Source organism: Streptomyces sp. NBC_01429 (assembly GCF_036231945.1).
In the GTDB taxonomy this organism is placed as follows: Bacteria; Actinomycetota; Actinomycetes; order Streptomycetales; family Streptomycetaceae; genus Streptomyces.
Map to the genome: position 1 here is coordinate 3,482,897 of NZ_CP109599.1, position 19,656 is coordinate 3,502,552.

The window sequence follows — 19,656 nt, forward strand, 5'->3', positions numbered from 1 at the left end:
GGGGTGGGGCGGGTGTGACGGGGGAGGTGCTCTGTGGGCATGCAGGGGGAGGTCTTGTGTCCTGAGGACCGATAAGGGGGCTGGTTGGCACAGGAGGGGCTTTGGAGAGGGCCAAAGCCCCCTATGGCTGTCTCTGGGTGAGGGGCAGTGGCCGGGGGCAGTGGTCCAGCGGCCGGACTGTCGGAACTGTGCCTGCGGGTGGGGCAGGTGTGACATGTGAGGTGGATGGGGCACCTCCTGGAGTCCTTGTGTGTCGGTAGCTCCGCGAAAGGCACTTCCCGACACATGAACCCCATCCCGAGCCCCAACGGGCCTTTCCCCCGCCTGTCTTTCGACTGCCCGGTGCTCGTGTGGCACTCAGCAGCGGACAGTGACCAGCGGGGCATGAATCCCCACCAGCAGCGGACGGTCAGTCGCTGAGCCGGGGCCGGGCCACCCCACACCACTGCCGCGTGCCCCGCAGGGCGAACCGGCCCGGCGGTCAGGGGCCGGGCCGGGCAACGATCCTTCCTTCCCTGGGAACCCTTCCCCCGGGCCGCCCCTCCCGAGAACCTGCACTTGCGCCGCAGGGACGGGTGTCAAGGGTGGAGCGCAGCGCAATCGGCGAAGCCGACGCGACGAAGGAGCGCCCTTTACACCCGGCCCGGAGGCGCGAAACTCAAACCGAGGAGGGGCGGCCCCCACCCGCCATGATCTGCTCCCGTTCAGCTCGCTTACCTCTTGGTACTGACCCGCAGAACGCAGCGCACAGTGACCAGCGGGGCATGAATCCCAGCACACAACGAACCGTCAGCCGCCAAACCGGAGCCGGGCCACCCCACACAAAGTGTGCGCCCCGCAGGGCCCACCGGCCCGCACCCCAGAAACTGCCGGGTGCGGGCGGGCTTCAGCGGGCGGCGAGGCCGTCCGCCTGAACGGCCTCGATGAACGTGGTGAACGCCGGGGTAGGGAAGAGGAGCGCCGGCCCTTGGGGGTTCTTGGAGTCACGGACGGGGACGGTGCCGTGCGTGGCGGCGAGGTTGGCGGCGACCTCGATGCACTGACCGCCGTTGTTGCTGTAGGAGGACTTGAACCACTGCGGGGATTCGGTCGTCACGGGGTGCCCTTTCGTAACTGTTCGACCATGGCCACGGATGCTGCCTGGGAGAGCGCTTCTGCCTGTAGTTGATGGTAGGCCGTCAGCATCGGCAGGACGGCAGTGCTTTCCCGTTCAAGATGTCCGCGTAGTGCGGACTCGGCGTACGCGATGAGCGATCGGTCCGTCAGCGTCAGCATCGTTATCGGCAGATCGAACGGACGGCGTGCTCCCATGTCGTGCGGGGCGACCTGAAATACGGTGGTTGGTAACTCGGCGAACTCGATCAGATGCGCCAGCTGCGCTTCCATTACCGCTGTTTTTCCGACAGGCCGACGGACACAGCTTTCGTCCAACACGGCCAGAACCAACGGCGGGCGCGGCCGTACAAGCGCGGCTTGTCGCTCGGCGACGAGCGCGACTCGTTCGCTTGCCTGCTCAGGTGTGATCGCTCCCCGCTTGACGGCACTCTCGGCGAGTACCGACGCGTACTCCGGGGTCTGCAACAGCCCCGGGATAACTCCCACTTCGTACAGCCTGATTTCCGCTGCCCGGCCCTCGTGCCCGACGAACTCGGGAAAGCCCTCCAGCAAGCTGCCGTTGCGGATCTCGCGCCACTGACGCTCGAAGGTGTCGGCCGTGTCGCCGGTGCCGAAGGCGAGGTCAGCACTGCGCGAGAAGCGAAGAGTTGGCATCTTGCGGCCAGTTTCCACGGCTGAGATATGCGTACTGCTGTAGCCAGTCCGTTCGGCAAGATCCTGTTGCTTCCACCCGTGCGCCTCCCGTGAACTGCGGACGCGTGCACCGAAGGCTGCTTGTGGGCTGCTGTCCGGCTGTAACTCCTTGCGGTTGACCATGCCGTCACCGATCTTTCTTCCACTGCTGACACGTTGAACGCTTCTCGACCCTACGCCACGCTGAGCGCTCCCGGTAGTCGAATAGCTACGGAGAGGAGTGGACGTGAGTCACAGACACGCGCCCCAGCCCAACACGCCCATCCAGGCGCGTGAGTTCCGCCGGTCCACCCTCACCCCGCAGGAAGTCGCCGACCGCCGGCGGGCGCGTTGGGAGGCGACCCCCGACGAGACGTGGTTCTCCACGTCGGCGCCGCTTCCGGCCGGTGTGCGGCGGGGGCCGTACGCCAGGCCGACGGCCGACGTGCTGGCCGCCGTCGAGGCCGGATTGCGGCGGAGGGCGGCGGCCGAAGCCGCCAACACGGACGACCGGTCGGTGGGCGCCGGCCGAGGACGGAGGCAGGAAGTGACCGAGCCGACCAGGTACCAGACGGAGCCCGTTGAGCTGCCGCTCCCCTCGCCCGCGCAGGCGGATCCGGCGCCGGTCGAGGGGTGCCTCGGCTGCGCCGAACTCGCCAACGTACGGGCGCGAGCACGGGTCGTGGGCGACATGACCACGGTGTCCGACTGCAACGTCTATATGCGGCGGCACCCCGAGGGGCACCAGTGATCACGGCGGAGGACATCGGCTGCCAGGTGGAGGACCCGGAAGGGCGCGTCGGGATCCTGCGGGCCGTGATCCGGGACTACGAGGACCCGGCCGAGGCCCCCGGCGAGCGCTGCAAGCGGCCCACGGCGTTCATCCGCGCCGAGGGCGGCGGCACGGAGTGGCTGGTTCCGCCCGAACACGTACGGCGAGCCTCGTGAACCGAGCGCCGAGGCGACCATACGACATGCGGAAGCGCGTCATGGTCGCGCTGCTCACCGCCGGGCTCACGATCCTCGCGTGCTCCGCCGCGCTGGCGGCCCTCGTCGTCGCGCTGGCGCTGCGGGCCGTGTGAGTGGGGGGAGGCGGGAACCGGCCGCGTCCGGGACGGCAGGACGCCTCACCGTCAGCCCGTTCCGGACGCTGCTCGGAATTCTTCGGACAAGAACAAGCCGATACGCCCCCGACTTGGCGGGGGGCGTATCGCCGATGAGGGGCTACCTGCGACCAACGGCGTGACGCGGATCGTCCAGCCACACCCGCTGCCCGTCGCCATCGACCGACAGGCCGAACCGGGAGCGCTCCGGCTTCCCCAGCTCGTACCAGGCGAGGAACGCCGTTCGTACTTCGTCCCAGAGGGCGCGGGGGCCGTACTGCTCCACCTCGTACGTCTCCGCGTCGGGGGCGTATTCGACGGTCGCCCACGACTTCCGGTCGTCGGAGAAGAACCACAAGGTGGCCTCCCCGCTGTCGTCGTCCGCCTCGCACCATCGGTACCAGGCATCAGTGATGTTCAGGCCGGTGAAGAACGCCGGATCGTCTTGGATGACGTTCTGCGGAGCGATATCGGTCGTACTCTTCTCCCCCTCCTCGTGGTGGTACAGCTCCGCGATCCGGCCCGATCCGGCCCGGTGCGAGCGGTCCCACATGAAGGCGGGAGAGCCGGAGAACCCGCCCCGCGCCTCCCCGTCCACCACGTCGAGCGTGGCGTAGGAGCCGCTGAAGAAGCTGCTGCCCCACGGGGTGACGATCCGGCCCGCAGGGCACTGCTCCAGCCAGGTGCGTGGGATCGCGCGCATGGTGCAGGTACAGATGATCCGCTGGTACGGGGCGCCTCCGGGGTGGCCGTCGCGGCCGTCGCCGATCACGACCGTCGGGCCGAACCCGGCGTGTTTCAGGTTCTGTCGTGCGAGTGCTGCCACTGCCGCGTCCACTTCCACGCTGAACACGTTGCGTTCACCCAACCGGTGCGCGAGCCAGGCCGCGTTGTATCCGGTTCCCGTGCCGACTTCCAGCACGGTGTCGCCGTCGCGCACTTCGAGCAGGCTGAGCATTTCGAGCATGATCGACGGCATGGACGAGGAAGACGTGGACAGCCGGAACGCCCCCTCCGGGGTGTCCTGTCCGTCATTGACCTGCGTGACGACCGGCAGGTCGCCGTAGACCCTCTGCGCCCAGGCTTCGGGGTCGACGGTGAAGTCGCCGCCCTCGAATACGTCGGGGATGAACAGGGCCCGGTCCACCGAGGCCACCGTGTGCCGCCATGCACCGGGCAGGGCGTCTTTGCTCACCAGGGACTCGACGAGCTGTTGTCGGCCGGTCATGTGCCCTCACTTCTTCGGCGGCTCGTACGGCTTGGTCGGCCCCGGCGGCTTGTCGCGGTGGCCGTCGCTGTCGGAGGTATCCGGCTTCCCGGAGTGGTCTCCGCCCTTCTTGCCCATGATGTCCTCACTCTCCCGCTGTTGTGGTGAAACCAGTCTGAGCAGCCGCCCACACAAGCGGGGCAAATGTTGCACCACGTTGCACGCCCTCATGCCTCGCAGGCGTCGAGCGCCTTCCTGATCAGCGCTTTGGCCTGCGAGCCGTACAGAGCCGCGCGTGCCATCTGGGCAAAAGCGCACAGGTACGCGTCGACCTCGGACCGGTTCGTCACCCGGACCATGGCGGTCAGGGTCTCCACCTGAACTTCGCGATCATCGAACGCGTAGAAGGTCTCGATGGGCCACACCGGGCGGCGGGACATGTGAGGGATGATCCCGAAGGAAAGGTTCGGGCGCCCGATGACTGACAGAAAGCGCTCCAGTTGCTGCGCGTGCTGCGGAAGTTCGGTCATCGGCATGTACAGGGCCGACTCCTCCATGAGGATCGCGACCTGATGATTGCCCCGGACCACGTCGTCGGAGCGCTCCATGCGGGCCTGTACGGCGTCTTCGACATCATCCGGCAGGTTCCTGAAACGGCGGATCGTCCGGAGAATGCCACGGGCGTACGGCTCTGTCTGAAGCATCCCGGGGAGCACACCACAGCTGTAGACGCGGAAGGAACGTGTCTCCCGGTAGACGCTGCTGCGCTGGGCCTTGCCGAGCCCGTCTTTGAGGTACTGCGTCCACTGGACATACAGGGTCTTGGCCGTACGAGTGGCCTCGATCAGCGCTTCGGCTTCTTCGGGCCGGCCGCATGCCGCGCACCAAGCGCGGATGTCAGCGGGCTTCGGGATGGTCTTCCGATGGATGATCCGGTGCGTCTTGGAACGGTCCCAGTCGCACAGAGCGGCCAGCCGGGCCCCCGAAAGGCCGGCGTCTTCCATCATGCGCATGAGCCGGTCGGCAACTGCCTTATGGGCCTCTTCGGCAGTGGACAGGGGTGAGGTCATGGACTGGCCGCTGTTCTGATCAGACGCTGTACTTGTCGTGCGGAATGGCTCGCTCCCAGACCGCCTCGAACATGTCGGCACACCGCGCCGCCACACCCGCGTCTTCCGAGAAGTCCGTGTGCACCCAACGTCCGTAACCGTCGAAGACGTTGAACTGGACGAGCCAGTCGTCGAAGAGCCAGATGTCGTTACCGGGCAACGCCAGGTCGGACGCCTGACGGCGCGGGAGCCACCGCACTTGTTCCCCACAGGTGACGTTGCCGTACGTAACGTGGTGCTCCCACCTGATGTAGTCCGAGACAGGCTCACTGACCACCCGCGCACGGCGTATTGCGACCCCCTGCGCTGTCACATCCTGAATGAGACCGTGCCAGTCATCGCGCCACCACGACGAACGGTTCTCCCAGGTCTTCCGCTCTCCAGCCAGCCAGGCGTCGAAGCCAGGGTGCTCCCCTGGGACGGCGTATGCGTCGCGGGTCTCAAGGTGCACTGCTGAGCTCTCACACTGCCGGAGCAGGGCGGCGAATTCAGCCAGACTCTGCGACACGAATAGCCTCCTTCAGAAGCGGGATCATCCTTGGTTCCAGAACGATCAGCGTCTCATCCTCGGATCGTGGAGAGTCCGCCAGCGTACAAACCTGGGCGCCATGCTCTGCCCGCCGCCCCTGGATGAGTAACCGTCGGTCGTCATCCACCCAGACCGCCGGGCACCCGTTCACATCGGACTCGGGGTCTTTACCGATGAAGGTGTATCCCATAGTGCGCCTCCTCCTGCGAGTGTCACGCTGCGTTGCAGAGCGTCACACTGCCGGAAGGGCCCGGTCAAGGGGACGGGAGCAGGGTGCGGCGAGTGGGGGCTGCCCCGTCGGCCGGAGTCAGAGCACATCGCGCTCCAGCGAGTCGTCCGCCTCTTCCCAGCTGATGACGGCAGACGATGGACGAACGGGGACCGGGACATGGCCGCCGACCTGTCCGGTACGCACACCACCGCCCGCCGTATCCCGCCGGGCCAGCATCTGGTGCGGGGCCGGCCCGTCTCCCACTACGGTCCTGTGCCCCGGTCCCGGCCGGAGCGCTGGAGCCTGCGGGGCTTCGGGGCTTCGGGGCTTCGGGGCTTCGGGGCGATGGCACGGGAGCGGTTCGCGCTTCAGGGCTGAAGGCGCTGCCAGGTCCAGCGCGTCCGCTCCGTGGCATCCGTACGGTCGTAGCGCAGGCGCCGGTGCAGACGGTCGGGGCTGCCGTACCAGAACTCCACGGTCTCCGGCAGCAGCCGGTAACCCGTCCAGCCCTCCGGGCGCCGGATCGCGGGCGCGTCCGCCGCGAGAGCACCGGCCGCCCGGTCCCTCAGCGCGGCCTCGTCCGTCAGCGGCCGGCTCTGCTCCGAGGCGGCGGAGGCGGCACGGGCGGCGGCGGGGCGCGCGGCGAACAGCCGGTCGGACTCCTCGGGCACGAGGGTCTCGACCGGTCCGGCGACGGTGAGCTGTTGCAGCGTCTCGCGCCAGTAGTACGTCATCGACGCCCAGGGCCTGGCGGCGAGTTCGACACCCTTACGGCTGTCCCGGGAGCTGCCGAAGACAAGACCGCGCCCGTCGAACTCCTTGGTCAGCAGCACTCTGGTCGACGGATTCCCGTCACCGCCGACGGTGGCCAGCACCGCCGCGTACGGCTCGCGGACCCCCCGCGGGACCGCGCTGTCCAGCCATTCCCGGAGCAGGACCAGCGGATCGGGCGGCGGGGCATCGAACTCGGGCAGGACCAGCGAGGCGTCGCCGCTCAGGGTCTCGGGCTCATGCGTGACCATCCGGGATCTCCCGTCTGCGGACCGGATCCGTACGGGCCCGACCTTACCCACGCGGGGCCGAACGCGACATCAAGAGTTAACGATCACGGAACGGCCGCGACACCCCGGTGGGTCACTGTCGGATTTCAGCGCACTTGCGGAGTGCTCGCGGAGCGGGAACGCCCGGCGGGGAACGCGCACCGGAACGGAAACACACCGCAGGCACACACGTACCAGGGTTCGGCGACGAAGGAGGTGGCCCGATGCGTTCCGTACGCGGACATCTGGCCGACCTCCGGGCCCGCGTCCACCGGTCGGCGTGGACGCGCGGGCGGGTGGCGCACGGCGTGCACCGCGCACGCGCCTGAGCGCCCAGCCGCTCCGTCGCTCCGGCCGCTCCGGTCACTCCGGTCACTCCAACCGCTGCCGCCGTCAGGCCGCCCCACCCAGCGTGTCCCGCGCCGGCCCTCCCGCCGGTATCCGCGTATTCCCGCCGTGCCCCGAGGCCCGGCCGCGCCCGGCCCGTGTTCCGACACCGGCCGCGCCCGGCCGCCCCGGCCGCGTTCCGTACAAGGACCCCTCATGACCACTGCCGTGTCCCGGCCCGCCCAGGCCGCCCAATCCACCCCTCCCCCGCCGCGCGATTCCCTGCCCGCGAGTGCACCTTCGACCCCGGCGACTGGGCGATCCTCGCCCAGCACTGGTACCCGGTCGCGCTCTCCCGCGAGATCGGCGACTCCCCCGTCTCCGTACGCCTCCTCGACGAGCCGCTCGTGGTCTACCGGGCGAACGGCCGGGTCGTCGTGGCCAACGACATCTGCCCGCACCGCGGGGTGCCGCTGAGCAGGGGCTTCTCCGCCGGTGACGGCGGCGGCATCCGGTGCGCGTACCACGGACTGCGCTTCGGCGAGGGCGGGCTCTGCACGGACGTGCCCGCGCACCCCGCCGCGAAGATCCCCGCCCGGCTCAACCTGCGCGACTATCCGGTGGTCGAGCGGTACGGGCTGGTGTGGACCTGTCTGCGCCCGTCGGAGGAGGCGCGGGAGGCACTCGGCTCCCCCGCGATCCCGGCCATGGCGCACTGGGACGACGACGGCTTCCAGCAGATCACCTGCCCCAGCATCGACATCGCCGCCTTCGCCGGACGTCAGCTCGAAGGCTTCCTGGACGTCGCCCACTTCGGCTTCGTCCACCTCGACTCGTTCGGCGACCCCGACAACACCGAGGTCCCCGACTACCAGCCCGTCCGCCACGAGCGCGGCTTCTCCGTCGACTACTGGAGCACCGCCTCCAACTACGGGCACGGCAGCGGCAAAGTGGCCCCGCCCGGCTTCAAGTGGCTGCGCCACTTCGACGTGCACCTGCCCTTCACCGCGACCCTGGTCGTGCACTTCCCCGGCGGAGGAAGGCTGAACATCATGAACGCGGCCTCGCCCGTGTCGGCCCTGACAACCCGGATGTTCGCCCCGATCGCGCGCGACTTCGACACCGACCAGCCCGTCCAGGGTGTATACGACTTCAACCGGACCGTCTTCGAGGAGGACCGGGCCATCGTCGAGGTCCAGAAGCCCGAGAACCTCCCCCTGGACCCCCGGCTCGAAGTCCACATCCCGGCCGACCGCAGCTCCATCGCCTACCGGCGCGGCCTGCGCGACCTGGGCCTGAGCCACTTCTTCACGGCGTAGGCGGGCACCGTGGCGCACACAACAGCACAGCACAGCACCCCGCCGCACAGCACCACGCAACACCACACCACACCGCCCCACCCACCCCGCCGCTCCCCGCCCGGACCACTTCACCGAACCGACCGGAGATCCCCATGGACACGTCCGCCCTCGCCACCTCCTTCGGCGCCCGGCTGCCCGACTGGGTACCGGCCGAACTCGTCGGCGTACCCGAGATCCTGCCCACCGACGAGGACCGGATACGGCTGGTCAACCGGCTCGCCGAACGCAACCACCGCGAGAACACCGGCGGCCCGTTCGCGGCCCTGGTGGTCGAGAGCGGGACCGGACGGCTTCTCTCCGCCGGTGTCAACCTCGTCCTTTTCTCCGGGCTCTCCTCCACCCACGCCGAGGTCGTCGCGCTCAGCCTCGCCCAGACCCGGCTGGGCGCCTGGGACCTCGGCGCCCCGGGCGGCCCCGACCTCGAACTGGTCGTCAACTGGCGTCCGTGCGTGATGTGTTACGGCGCCGCCATGTGGTCGGGGGTGCGGCGGCTGCTCCTCGCCGGGGACGGCCCCGAGGTCGAGGCCCTCACCGGCTTCGACGAGGGCCCCATGCGCGAGGACTGGGTCGAGCAGTTCGACGAGCGCGGCATCGAGATCGTGCGCGGTGTGCTGCGCGACGAGGCGGTCGAGGTCTTCCGCGCGTACGGCGAACGCGACGACGCCGTCGTCTACAACGCCCGTGGCGCCGCTGCGGAGGCCAGCCGCAGCGCCTGATCCACCGCTCCGGGAATGTCGTCGACCGGGAAGATCACGTCCCGTACGGTCCGCTCCCGGTCCAGGACGAGCACCAGGCGCCTGAGGCACAGCCGCCCCGCGCCCCGGAAGGACGGCAGCCGCAGGGCGGCGGTCAGCCGGTGCCCCGCGTCGGAGAGCAGCGGGTGGGGCAGGGCCTCCGTGCGAGCGAACTCCGCCTGCTCATAAGGGAGTTGCGCGCTCACCCCGTACACCGTCACCCCGGCGTCCCGGAATCCGGGCCAGGCGTCGCGGACGAGGCGGTTCTCCAGGGTGCATCCGGGGGCGCCCCTGGGCGGCTCGTCCCCCCAGTCCAGTCCGGTGCCGGGGTAGACGAACAGGACGGTGGCGGCGGCGTCCGGGTCGACGACCGGACGGTCGGCGCCGTCGGTGGCGGGCAGTTCGAGATCCGGCGGCAGCCGGGTGCCGACGAGGGCGTGGACGCGGGCGTGCTCCGCGCCGTCCGGCTCGGCCGTCGCGGTGGCACTGCCGTCGCCGAGCATCCAGCGGTCGCCCCAGTCCTGCATCGCCACGAGCAGCGGGAGCAGGGCCAGCCCGGAGTCGGTGAGCAGGTACTCGTAACGGACGGGGCGGCGCTGGTAGAGGCTGCGGCGCAGTACGCCACGGGCGACGAGCCCGCCCAGACGTTCCGTCAGGACCTTTCGGGACAGACCGAGTTCGGCGGCGAGCACGTCGAAGCGGACGTGGCCGCGCGCGATCTCCCGCAGGACCAGCACGTTCCACCAGTCGCCCGTGATGACGGCGGCCCGAGCGATCCCGCAGTTCTCGTCGGTGTTGTGCATCCTCATGCGCCCATAGTACGTTCCCTTTCGGAACTCACTTTGTTTTCGATGGGAACATACTCTCCATCGCCGGACCGTACGTGAGGAGCAGCACCATGCCCACGCCGACCACCATCACCCGTATCGCCGCTCGCGAGATCATCGACAGCCGGGGCAACCCGACCGTCGAGGTGGACGTCGAGCTGGCGGACGGTTCCACCGGGCGCGCGGCCGTGCCCTCCGGAGCCTCCACCGGCGCCAAGGAGGCCGTGGAACTGCGCGACGAGGACCCGGCCCGCTTCCACGGCAAGGGCGTCCGGCGCGCGGTCGACGCCGTCAACGAGTCCATCGCTGACACCGTGGTGGGTCTCGACGCGGACCACCAGGCCGCTGTGGACGCGGCCATGATCGAGCTGGACGGCACCCCGGACAAGGCGAGACTGGGGGCGAACGCGATCCTCGGCGTCTCCCTCGCCACCGCCAAGGCCGCCGCCAGGGCCCACCGGCTGCCCCTCTACCGCTACCTCGGCGGGGTGGACGCGCGGCTGCTGCCGGTGCCGATGATGAACATCATCAACGGGGGCGCGCACGCCGACAACCCGTTGGACTACCAGGAGTTCATGATCGCGCCGATCGGCGCCGCCACCTTCACCGAGGCCGTACGGATGGGCTCCGAGGTCTTCCACACCCTGCGCCGCGACCTCGTCGCCGCCGGACACAGCACCGGCGTGGGCGACGAGGGCGGCTTCGCCCCGGACCTGCGGACCGCCGAGGAGGCGCTGGACTTCGTCGTACGCGCCGTCGAGCGGACCGGCTACAAGCCCGGTACGGACATCACCGTCGTGATGGACCCCGCGTCCTCCGAGTTCTTCCGCGACGGTGTCTACGACTACACCGGCGAGGGCGTGCGCCGCGCCCCCGGCGAGCACGCCGACTACCTCGCCTCCCTCGTGGACCGCTATCCCGTCGCCTCCGTCGAGGACCCGATGGCCGAGGACGACCACGAGGGATGGCGGCTGCTCACGGCCCGGCTCGGGGACCGCTGCCAGCTCACCGGCGACGACGTCTTCTGCACCAACGAGACCCTGCTCCGGGCCGGGATCCGCGACGGCGTCGCCAACTCGATCCTGGTCAAGGTCAATCAGATCGGCACCCTCACCGAGACCCTGGCCACCGTCGCCACCGCCCACCGCGCCGGGTACACCGTGGTCATGTCGCACCGCTCGGGCGAGACCGAGGACACCACCATCGCCGACCTCGCCGTGGCCACCGGCTGCGGCCAGATCAAGACCGGTTCGCTCTCGCGCTCGGACCGTACGGCCAAGTACAACCAGCTCATCCGTATCGAGGAGGAACTCGGCACCCAGGCCAGGTACGCGGGCGGCGCCGCCCTCGGCCTGCGCGGGGAGCGTCACCAGTAGGTCAGCAGCAGGTGGTTGGTGAGCAGCGCGGCGGCGGCCTGCGCGGCCAGCCAGCCGCGCCGGCCGGCGGAGGGCAGCAGCGCGGCGGCGGCCGGGAGCCAGAGGGTGAAGGGCAGCCAGATCCGCTCGGTCTCGGCCTTGCTCATGCCGGAGAGGTCCGCCGCCAGCAGCGCCGCCAGGACGGCGCACGTGATGAGGACGAGCGGCGTGAGGCCCGTAACGGGCAGGAGGGATACGGAGTTCACCGGCCCGGACGGCGGCTCGCTCCGGTCCCCTGCCGCCGTCCCGGACTCCGTCCGCCACCGCCACCGCTGCCGGACGACGTACGGGACGGCGGCCAGGACGCGGCGCGCTCCCGCCACCGCCGCGAGGCCCGAACAGAGCACCACGCAGGCGAGGTTGCCCCACACCCAGTACCCGTAGGAGCGCAGCCCGCCGGACCCCTGGTAGTAGCGCTCCACGAGCAGCGGGTACGCCTCCCACCAGCGGAAGCCCAGTGCGGTGAAGGTGGCGGCGACCGCCGCGATGCCCAGCGCCGCCAGGGGTACGGGGCGTGCCGTACGGGCGCACACCAGAACCGCCAGGGCGGGAAGGGCCATCAGGGCGAGCCCGTAGGAGACGTACAGGGTCGCCCCGAAGAGGAGTCCGCTGCCCAGCGCGGCCGCCGACGCCCCGGCGCCCCGGCCGCCCCGGCCCGCCGCCACGGCGAGGAGCGCGAGGGCCCAGGCGGCGACCGCAGCGAAGTAGCCGTCCGCCGAGGTGCCCACCCATACGGCGGCGGGCGCGAGGACCAGGAACGGAGCGGCGGTCCTGGCGGTGCGCTCCGCGCCCAGGGCGCGCAGGGTGACCAGCACCGCCGCCGCGACGGAGCTGCCGGTGACGATGCAGAAGGCCCCCGCCCAGCCGCCGCCCCCGAGCCCGATCCGGTCGAGGCCGACGAAGGTCAGTACGGCGCCGGGCGGATGTCCGGCGATGTGCGGCTGCCAGCTGCCCGGCACACCGCCCGGGATGTGCTGGGTGAACTCGCGGATGGTGGCCGGGATGTCGGTGAACCGGGGCACTCCGCGCAGGTACTCGTAACGGGTGGTCAGCCGGTCGGCTACCCCCGTCCGCCAGCCGTCCACCAGGGCGAGTGACCAGGTCCAGGCCATCGCCGAGAGCCAGGCCGCCCAGGTCAGACGGCGCCACGGCAGACGGGCCGCCACCGCCGGGCCGTACAGCACGACCAGCGCCGCGACGAGCAGCGCGGTGGGCGTGCCCGGACCTGCATGGGGCATCCAGCGGGCCAGCAGCGGAGGCCAGGGGGCCCGCAGCGAGCCGGTGGTGTTCTCGATGGCCGTACCGGCGAGGGCGGCGACGGCGAACAGCAGCACTCCCCCGGCCGCGGTGATCAGGTCGAGGCGGTGGGGGGACGTCGTGGCCGGACCGGCCTCGGGGGAAGGGGAGCGGCGCGGGGGCGAGTGCAGGGTCACGCGGTCACGTTATGCGCGGCGGCCCCGTCGGCCGGGGAAGGCCACGACCCGCGTCGCCGGAGGGGGCGCAGCGGCGCCACCGAGTTCCACGGCGCGGCGCGGTGGAACGTTCCGCCGACCGAGCCGGGGAACTCCGTGGCGTTCACGGCGCGGGACCGTGGCGCGGGAGTCCGGCCCCTCTATCGTCCAAGAATGTTCGTATTAGCGAAAGAAGTAGTTATTCAGCCGTTTTCCGCCCCTTCGCGCGCTTCGTCGGACCGCGTCACGGGTGCCGCACCGGTTGACGCGGGCGCCGGGCCGATGGACGCGGGCGCCGGACCCGTGAATCCCGTGGGGGTGCGATGACCACGCTGCTCGTGATCGCCAAGGAGCCGCTCCCCGGCCGGGTGAAGACCCGGCTCACGCCGCCCTTCAGCCCCGGGGAAGCGGCCGAACTGGCCGAGGCCGCGCTCGCCGACACGCTCGACACCGTCCGTACCCTGCCCGCGAGCCGCCGCGTGCTGGTGCTCGACGGCAGCCCGGGAGCGTGGCTCCCGCCCGGCTTCGAGGTGCTGCCGCAGTCCGCCGGCCGGCTCGACGAACGTCTCGCCGCCGCCTTCGGGGCGTGCGAGGGCCCCACCGTACTGGTGGGCATGGACACGCCCCAGATCACCGCCGCCGAACTGGCGCCCGCTCTGGAGCCGTCCGCCTGGCGGACGGCCGACGCGTGGTTCGGCCCGGCGGTCGACGGCGGCTTCTGGGCGCTCGGCCTCGCCGTACCCGATCCGGCGCTCCTCCTCGGCGTACCGATGTCGCTGCCCGAGACCGGGGCGGTGCAGCGTGCCCGGCTGACCGACGCCGGTCTGACCGTACGGAACCTGCCGGTTCTCCGGGACGTCGACACCGCGCACGACGCCCAGGTGGTCGCCGCCGAGGCCCCGCGCAGCCGCTTCGCCGCCGCCCTCGCCCGGCTGACCACGGTGGCCGCGCCATGACCTCAGCGCCGCAGCGGACAGCGGGCAACAGTGCCCCGGTGCGCGGGCGGCAGACGCTTCCGTGGCACGCCGACCCCTACAGCGACGCGCTGCGCACCGGCCGCGGGCCGCTGTTCCTGCGCCGCGCGGACGGCGGGCTGCTCCCGCTGGACGTGGAGCGCTGGTGCGCCGAGCCGGACGCTGCGGACCGCTCCGTGCTGGCGCGCTGCCGGGGGACCGTACTGGACATCGGCTGCGGCCCCGGCCGCCTCGTACGGGCGCTCACCCGCGCCGGACACCGGACGCTGGGCATCGACGTCAGCCCCGCGGCCGTCACCCGTACGGTACGAGCGGGCGGCCGGGCGCGGGAGCAGTCGGTCTTCGACCCGGTCCCCGACGAGGGCGGCTGGGACACCGGCCTTCTCCTCGACGGCAACATCGGCATCGGCGGCGATCCCTCCGCGCTGCTCGACCGTGCGGCCCGCATCCTCAGCCCGTCGGGCTCACTGATGGTGGAAACCGCCCTCGCGGCCGGGAACATCGAGCTGGACGAACGGTTCCAGGCGCGGGTCGACGACGGCAGGGGCGCGTCGGGCGCGGCGTTCACCTGGGCGCGACTCAGCTGCCACGCGCTGACCCGCTACGGCACCACCACCGGCTGGACGGTCGCCGAACACTGGACGGAGGCCGGGCGCCACTTCGCCGTCCTGCGCCGGAGCGCCGCGCCGACGACCGGCTGAGCCGCCGCCTCACACCTCCCCCGCCCGCACCCCCCGCCTCATGCCTCCCCCGTCCGCTCGCCGTGGACGTAGCGGCCCCCGCGCAGCAGGGAGGCGAAAGCCGCGACCAGGCAGGCAGCGATGGCGAAGTCGAAGGCGATGGAGAGGCCCCCCGCGAACGGTTCGGAGATCAGTTTGGGGAAGAACGCCCGTCCGGTGAGGTAGTCGGCGTGCCCGCTCGGCAGATGGGCCAGCGCCTCCGGGCCGAGCAGGGTCCGCACCGGGTTGTATCCCAGGAGCGCGGCGAACAGCACGCCGACGGGCGAACACCAGGTGCCAGTCGAGAGGGCCGAGCGCGAGACCGGCAGGCCCTCGCGCGTACCCGCGGGGCGGCCGGATCCGCGGAATCCTGCTCTGCGCACGGGACCACCATCCCGTCGGAACCGACCTGGTCGAGTAGGACCAAGCTAATCCGGGATCCCGGACCCGGCCAGCGCGCCGAGAGGCCGTTCCGGGAGGACACCGGAAGGACACCGAGGACACCGGGCGCCATCGGGGCACTGCGCCGGTGGCCCCCGGTGTGTCCGGTCCGAGCCCGAACGGGGGCGCCGGCCGCCTTCCGGATGCTCAGGCTCAGGCGCCGGCGCCGCGCAGCGTCCGCGTGAGGCCGGCGTCGATGCGGTCCATCGTGTCCGCGTAGGCCCGCGGCGCGTCGACACCGAGCTGGTCGGCGAGCACGAGGACCCACCAGAGGCGCTCGGCCAGCTTGTGCCGCAGCTCGGCGTCCACATCGCCCTCGATGTCCCACGTACGCTCGGCGGCCAGCACCAACCGGCCTACGTAGGCGGCGTCGTTGGCGAATCCGAGGGCCGGCTCCGGCAGCGTCCACGTCCAGCCCAGCAGGCGCCGCTCAAGCTCCTCGTACTGGGCCCGTACCTCCAGCGCACGGGCGTCCGCCGGAGCGAGGCCAGCAGCGTCGCGATCATATTGCCGGATGCCGCGTGATGCCGTCGAGTGATGCAGTGCCTGATCGAAGCGCTTGTGGCAGGTTGCCCCTGCTACCACATGCCGCCCCATCCGAAGGCGTCCGGCCACCGGGTGGCCACCGGGTGGCCACCGGATTCTGTTACTGCCGAAGCAAGAGCCCGAATCATTGAGGTTGTCGGGTTCAGACAAAGCCCCCGCCCACTGGACATCCGGGCCACCGCCGCCGAGCCGGGCACCCGGGCCAGAGAACAGTCCGCAGTGAAACGACATCATCAAGCTCGATGAAATGATATCGTTTAGCAGGTCGCTGCAACTATCTGAGAGGTGCCTTCGTGGCTCGTACTGTGATCGACCTCGACGAAGACATGGTCACCGAGGCCATGCGCATCTTCGGCACCAAGACCAAGGCCAAAGCCGTCCGCCTGGCCATGGAAGACGCCGTCAAACGGCACCTGCGGCAGGAGGGCTTCGACGCCATGGACGCCGGCGAGCTCGACTTCAGCGAGATCATCGAGAACACCGGCCCGCGCAACGCCGACGGAACCCTCAAGCGCCACGGCGGCCAGGCCGCCTGATGCAAGACCGCTACCTGATCGACAAGTCCGCCCTCGCTCGCTGGACGAAACCGCGCGTCCGAGAGGTGCTGAAACCACTCCACGAGCGCTACCTGCTCGCCGTCTGTCAACCCACCGAGTACGAGATGATCCACTCGGCACGGGACAGCGCGGAAGCGACGCGCATCAGCACCTGGCTACACGCCTTCGACTACCTGCGCACCAACGACGACAGTTTCACCCGCGCCATGGAGGTCCAGCGGCACGCCCTCAATGCAGGCTTCCACCGGGCCTTGTCGCTCCCCGACCTCCTCATCGCCGCCACGGCCGAGCAGAATCGGGTCACCATCCTCCACTACGACGGCGACTTCGACATGATCGCCTCCCTCACCGGCCAACCCGCCCAATGGGTCGCCCCACCCGGCAGCGCCGACCAGTGACCACGCCGGCCCAGCCCCCTGCCCGCCGAACTGCGCCCTGACGGCTGGAATCTGGCCAATAATTGAGCCTCCAGTTTCACCAGATGCAGGCGGTCACAGATGGTCGCCGTCTCTCTGGTCCACAGCACCGCGCTGATGACGGAGCGGCTCCCCGAGAAACCTCCGGCATGGCTGACCCGTGGTGAGCGGACCGTCGCGTACCCGTACAAGGACTGGAGAAAGCCGCGCGTCTGGTTCTCGCCTTCTTCACGGACCGTCGCACCCGCGATGAGCAGCGCAGGATCATCGGGGTAGGCAGCGTCTTCCCGGGCAGACGGTCGGGCACCCACGAACGCGCCCTGCTCGCCCGTGACTTCACCGCACCTCCGGATTCCGCTGCCGCTCATCACCCTTGAGGACGCCATGGGGGCCAGCCGACGGTTCCAGGGATGGGTGGATCGGTACCCGCGGCACCGGCTGGGACTACGTCATCGACCTGATACGCGAGAGCCTCTCCGCCGGAGGGCCGGGCTCCGTCGTCGTGGGAATGCACCGGGACTTCCTGATGGAGTTCGCGGCGCTGGAGAAACCCGTCCAGAAGCGGGTTTTCGAAGTGATTCGAGAAGTTCGCGGCGGCCACGTACTCCGGGCTGCACTTGGAGAAGCTGACTCACCAGAAAGATCCACGCCTGCGGACGATCCGCATCACCTCCTTCTGGCGCGGCGTCGTCCTCAAGGGCGAGTCGGGCGACAGCTATCCGCTGTTGAGGATCTCCCCCACGACAAGGGCAACGACTGGGCCGCCAAGCATCGGGCTTCGGTGGACGAGGCGACGCAGGGCATCGAGATACGCGACGACGTTGCTCTGGAGCGGGCCACGGCCGGGCTGCGGGTGCTGGACGCCGACGAACCCTCCCGTCTGTTCCCCGCCTCCGAGTAGTGGATCGTCGGGAAGCCACAACCCTCGCTCCTGTGTGTACCACCGATTTCGCGGTCGATTGGGAGCCGGTCTGCACGGTGGCTGCGCCTTCGGCCACCACATGGCCACCACACCAATCCGAACAGCCCGAGGGAGATCGACAGCCAGGGCCAAAAGACCAGTTCACAGGCGCGCGGGGCAGAATCACCACGGCCGCAGACCCCAGACCTACGCATTGCGACGCATAGACCACACCTGAGAAACCCCAGGTCAGAACCCATCCGACCTGGGGTTTCGCCGAGCCCCCTGTCGGACGTCAGCGTTCGTGTTGCGTCGTGACCGATCGTGCCGCTGAGTAACGTTGTGCCCGATCAGAGCACGTGCGTCTGGTTGGTCCGTGCTACCTCGTAATACGTCGTCCAAAGGTGTCCGGCCACCGGCTGGCCACCGGGATGGGTAGCGCTGGCGACAAGAAGCGCAATCGATGGCAGGGTTGTTGGCCTCCAACAACCCTGCCATCTGTGTGATTGGCAGCTTGAAGCCGTGGTGGACGGCCGCAGCGACTTGAGCCCGGCGTCGCCCTACGGCCACAACGCGAATCGGACTCAAGATCAATGTGCGTTTGGCAGTGTGGGCGCTACGCGCCACCTTTCGCCGCACGGCCAGCCGGGATAGAAGGACGCCCTGTTCCAGCCCCCGCCGCCTCAGCCTCGGAGGCTCGCCCAGACAGCTAACGGACACACGTACGGGGGGCGGCATGGCCGGCGAACCGGGCACCGATCCACGACATCGTGTCGGGCTGCACCGGCATGACTACGTCGTGGTCGAGGCCCTCGTAGGTCCGGTACTCAACAGTCGCGCCCTTGCGGCAGAGTCGGGCCACGAGTTCCGCCGTATCCGTTGGTGTGGTGAGCGCGTCAGCGGTCCCCTGCTGAATGAGGACCGGTCCGGAGATGGGGAGAGTTCCCGATTCGTTCCGCCGCAGGTACGGCTCGATTCTGTGCTCGGCGCCACTGCGGATGAGCGCGTCGCCGGTCAGATCGCCGTAGCTCGCCTGGACCACGTTGATGCAGTCAGTTCTCAGCGTGTGCAGACGGGCCGTCGCCGCAGGGGTCAGTACTTGCGACGGGTGGAACCCCGGCGCGTCTGTCGCCGCCGCCCCGGCCACGATCAGCGGTACGACCCCCGACGCACCGGGCATCTGTGCCGTTCGGGCGAAGAGCTTGGTGAGGTCGGAGGCGGGCGCGAGGGCGACGAGCCCCCGGTAGCCGCGATCGGGCCTGCCCTGGCGTGCGCGTTCGGTCATCAGCTCGCCGGCCGCCAATGCCGCGTGCCCGCCCTGCGAATGGCCCAGCGCGACCCATTCGCTCCCGAGCCCACGCACAGCCGCGCGGGCGGCGGGCAGTGAGTTGACGACGTCGTGGGCCGCGGCCCGCTTCGAGAGGAACTCGTGCCGGCCGTCGGTTCCGAGCCCGACGTAGTCGATGGCGACGACGGCATAGCCGCCCCGGACGATGGACCGCAGGTGCTCCCCGTACTGGAGATCCTTCATCAGCGACGGCGCGCAGCCTCGCCCGGCCCCGCTCGCGCCGTGCGCGTAGGCAACCACCCGCCAGCCGCCGCGCGGCGGATCGCCCGCGGGGGTCAGGACCACACCCGAGGCTGCGACGTCCCGGTCCTTCGAACTCCGTGAGTGGTAGAGGATGCGCGTCGCGCGTATGCCGGGATCGAGCTGGTAACCCTGGGCCGCCTCGGCCCGGACAAGGGTCCCGGCCGGTGCCGGAGGCAGGTTGGACGGCACATCGTAGAAGGACGTCCTGGGCAGCGCGTTGGCCTGCTCCACCGCCCGCGCGCGGTCGATCACGCACTGCCGGTCGCAGTCGTCCACCGTCGCGGCGGCGGGACCCGCCAACGTCCCTGACAGCGTCAGGGCGGCGACAAGTACCAGGACGCGCCGCATTGAGGTCGCGGTCCTGTGGCTCTTCTTCATTCCGGGACCGGTCACCCGTGCTCGCATTTCT

At 70.2% G+C, this 19,656-nt stretch carries 22 protein-coding genes; 10 read left to right on the forward strand and 12 right to left on the reverse strand.

Annotated features, from left to right (window positions below; all coding sequences use genetic code 11):
* Window positions 1–886 precede the first annotated feature (886 nt).
* Complete coding sequence (locus OG627_RS14870; RefSeq protein WP_329065257.1) at window positions 887–1,096, reverse strand: DUF397 domain-containing protein; 210 nt, start codon at window positions 1,094–1,096, stop codon at window positions 887–889.
* A complete protein-coding gene (locus tag OG627_RS14875; protein ID WP_329065259.1) occupies window positions 1,093–1,932 on the reverse strand; it encodes a helix-turn-helix domain-containing protein in 840 nt (279 codons plus the stop codon). Before OG627_RS14875 ends, OG627_RS14870 begins: the two co-directional genes overlap by 4 nt.
* Before the next feature lie 403 nt (window positions 1,933–2,335).
* Between OG627_RS14875 and OG627_RS14880 the strand changes: the two genes are divergently transcribed.
* Together OG627_RS14880 and OG627_RS14885 are read left to right on the forward strand one after the other, a co-directional pair.
* A complete protein-coding gene (locus OG627_RS14880) occupies window positions 2,336–2,539 on the forward strand; it encodes a hypothetical protein (protein WP_329072675.1) in 204 nt (67 codons plus the stop codon).
* On the forward strand, window positions 2,536–2,736 hold the full coding sequence (locus tag OG627_RS14885) for a hypothetical protein (RefSeq protein WP_329065260.1): 201 nt from the start codon (window positions 2,536–2,538) through the stop codon (window positions 2,734–2,736). The genes OG627_RS14880 and OG627_RS14885 overlap by 4 nt, the downstream gene beginning before the upstream one ends.
* A 276-nt stretch (window positions 2,737–3,012) precedes the next feature.
* Here the strand turns inward: OG627_RS14885 and OG627_RS14890 are convergent, their stop codons facing one another.
* From OG627_RS14890 to OG627_RS14905, 4 genes are all read right to left on the reverse strand, one after another.
* Window positions 3,013–4,119: a methyltransferase domain-containing protein gene (locus OG627_RS14890; protein WP_329065262.1), complete on the reverse strand. Its 1,107-nt coding sequence runs from the start codon at window positions 4,117–4,119 to the stop codon at window positions 3,013–3,015.
* A 206-nt stretch (window positions 4,120–4,325) separates the two neighbouring features.
* The gene (locus tag OG627_RS14895; protein WP_329065264.1) at window positions 4,326–5,168 is read right to left on the reverse strand and encodes a helix-turn-helix domain-containing protein; all 843 of its coding nucleotides are present in this window, start codon (window positions 5,166–5,168) and stop codon (window positions 4,326–4,328) included.
* A gap of 19 nt (window positions 5,169–5,187) precedes the next feature.
* Complete coding sequence (locus tag OG627_RS14900) at window positions 5,188–5,715, reverse strand: DUF6879 family protein (protein WP_329065266.1); 528 nt, start codon at window positions 5,713–5,715, stop codon at window positions 5,188–5,190.
* Complete coding sequence (locus OG627_RS14905) at window positions 5,696–5,926, reverse strand: hypothetical protein (protein ID WP_329065268.1); 231 nt, start codon at window positions 5,924–5,926, stop codon at window positions 5,696–5,698. The genes OG627_RS14900 and OG627_RS14905 overlap by 20 nt, the downstream gene beginning before the upstream one ends.
* Before the next feature lie 198 nt (window positions 5,927–6,124).
* Between OG627_RS14905 and OG627_RS14910 the strand changes: the two genes are divergently transcribed.
* Window positions 6,125–6,325 carry a hypothetical protein gene (locus OG627_RS14910; RefSeq protein ID WP_443073476.1) on the forward strand — a complete coding sequence of 67 codons (201 nt, stop codon included), beginning with the start codon at window positions 6,125–6,127 and terminating at the stop codon, window positions 6,323–6,325.
* On the opposite strand, the gene OG627_RS14915 is transcribed toward OG627_RS14910, so the two are convergent.
* Entirely contained in the window at window positions 6,316–6,969 is a 654-nt protein-coding gene (locus tag OG627_RS14915) for a pyridoxal 5'-phosphate synthase (protein ID WP_329065269.1), read from the reverse strand. The genes OG627_RS14910 and OG627_RS14915 overlap by 10 nt on opposite strands.
* Before the next feature lie 503 nt (window positions 6,970–7,472).
* On the opposite strand from OG627_RS14915, the gene OG627_RS14920 reads away from it, so the two are divergent.
* The gene (locus tag OG627_RS14920; protein WP_329065271.1) at window positions 7,473–8,633 is read left to right on the forward strand and encodes an aromatic ring-hydroxylating dioxygenase subunit alpha; all 1,161 of its coding nucleotides are present in this window, start codon (window positions 7,473–7,475) and stop codon (window positions 8,631–8,633) included.
* 134 nt (window positions 8,634–8,767) lie between these two features.
* Window positions 8,768–9,391, forward strand: coding sequence for a nucleoside deaminase (locus OG627_RS14925; protein WP_329065273.1), 624 nt, complete (start codon window positions 8,768–8,770; stop codon window positions 9,389–9,391).
* Here the strand turns inward: OG627_RS14925 and OG627_RS14930 are convergent.
* Window positions 9,346–10,218, reverse strand: coding sequence for a winged helix-turn-helix transcriptional regulator (locus OG627_RS14930; RefSeq protein ID WP_329065274.1), 873 nt, complete (start codon window positions 10,216–10,218; stop codon window positions 9,346–9,348). The genes OG627_RS14925 and OG627_RS14930 overlap by 46 nt on opposite strands.
* Window positions 10,219–10,307: 89 nt before the next feature.
* Here OG627_RS14930 and eno point away from each other — a divergent pair, with 89 nt between their 5' ends.
* Complete coding sequence (gene eno / locus OG627_RS14935; protein WP_329065276.1) at window positions 10,308–11,612, forward strand: phosphopyruvate hydratase; 1,305 nt, start codon at window positions 10,308–10,310, stop codon at window positions 11,610–11,612.
* Here eno and OG627_RS14940 read toward each other — a convergent pair.
* Window positions 11,603–13,084 carry a hypothetical protein gene (locus tag OG627_RS14940; protein WP_443073477.1) on the reverse strand — a complete coding sequence of 494 codons (1,482 nt, stop codon included), beginning with the start codon at window positions 13,082–13,084 and terminating at the stop codon, window positions 11,603–11,605. The genes eno and OG627_RS14940 overlap by 10 nt on opposite strands.
* 341 nt (window positions 13,085–13,425) lie before the next feature.
* On the opposite strand from OG627_RS14940, the gene OG627_RS14945 reads away from it, so the two are divergent.
* On the forward strand, window positions 13,426–14,058 hold the full coding sequence (locus OG627_RS14945) for a TIGR04282 family arsenosugar biosynthesis glycosyltransferase (RefSeq protein ID WP_329065278.1): 633 nt from the start codon (window positions 13,426–13,428) through the stop codon (window positions 14,056–14,058).
* Entirely contained in the window at window positions 14,055–14,777 is a 723-nt protein-coding gene (locus OG627_RS14950) for a class I SAM-dependent methyltransferase (RefSeq protein ID WP_329065279.1), read from the forward strand. Before OG627_RS14945 ends, OG627_RS14950 begins: the two co-directional genes overlap by 4 nt.
* A 38-nt stretch (window positions 14,778–14,815) precedes the next feature.
* Here the strand turns inward: OG627_RS14950 and OG627_RS14955 are convergent, their stop codons facing one another.
* A complete protein-coding gene (locus OG627_RS14955) occupies window positions 14,816–15,178 on the reverse strand; it encodes a hypothetical protein (protein ID WP_443073478.1) in 363 nt (120 codons plus the stop codon).
* A gap of 211 nt (window positions 15,179–15,389) precedes the next feature.
* Entirely contained in the window at window positions 15,390–15,821 is a 432-nt protein-coding gene (locus OG627_RS14960; RefSeq protein WP_329065281.1) for a hypothetical protein, read from the reverse strand.
* 254 nt (window positions 15,822–16,075) lie between these two features.
* Here OG627_RS14960 and OG627_RS14965 point away from each other — a divergent pair, with 254 nt between their 5' ends.
* Together OG627_RS14965 and OG627_RS14970 are read left to right on the forward strand one after the other, a co-directional pair.
* Window positions 16,076–16,318, forward strand: coding sequence for a type II toxin-antitoxin system VapB family antitoxin (locus tag OG627_RS14965; protein WP_329065284.1), 243 nt, complete (start codon window positions 16,076–16,078; stop codon window positions 16,316–16,318).
* Window positions 16,318–16,737 carry a PIN domain nuclease gene (locus OG627_RS14970; RefSeq protein WP_329065286.1) on the forward strand — a complete coding sequence of 140 codons (420 nt, stop codon included), beginning with the start codon at window positions 16,318–16,320 and terminating at the stop codon, window positions 16,735–16,737. Before OG627_RS14965 ends, OG627_RS14970 begins: the two co-directional genes overlap by 1 nt.
* Before the next feature lie 1,628 nt (window positions 16,738–18,365).
* Here the strand turns inward: OG627_RS14970 and OG627_RS14975 are convergent.
* A complete protein-coding gene (locus tag OG627_RS14975) occupies window positions 18,366–19,595 on the reverse strand; it encodes an alpha/beta hydrolase family protein (RefSeq protein ID WP_329065288.1) in 1,230 nt (409 codons plus the stop codon).
* Window positions 19,596–19,656: the final 61 nt, after the last annotated feature.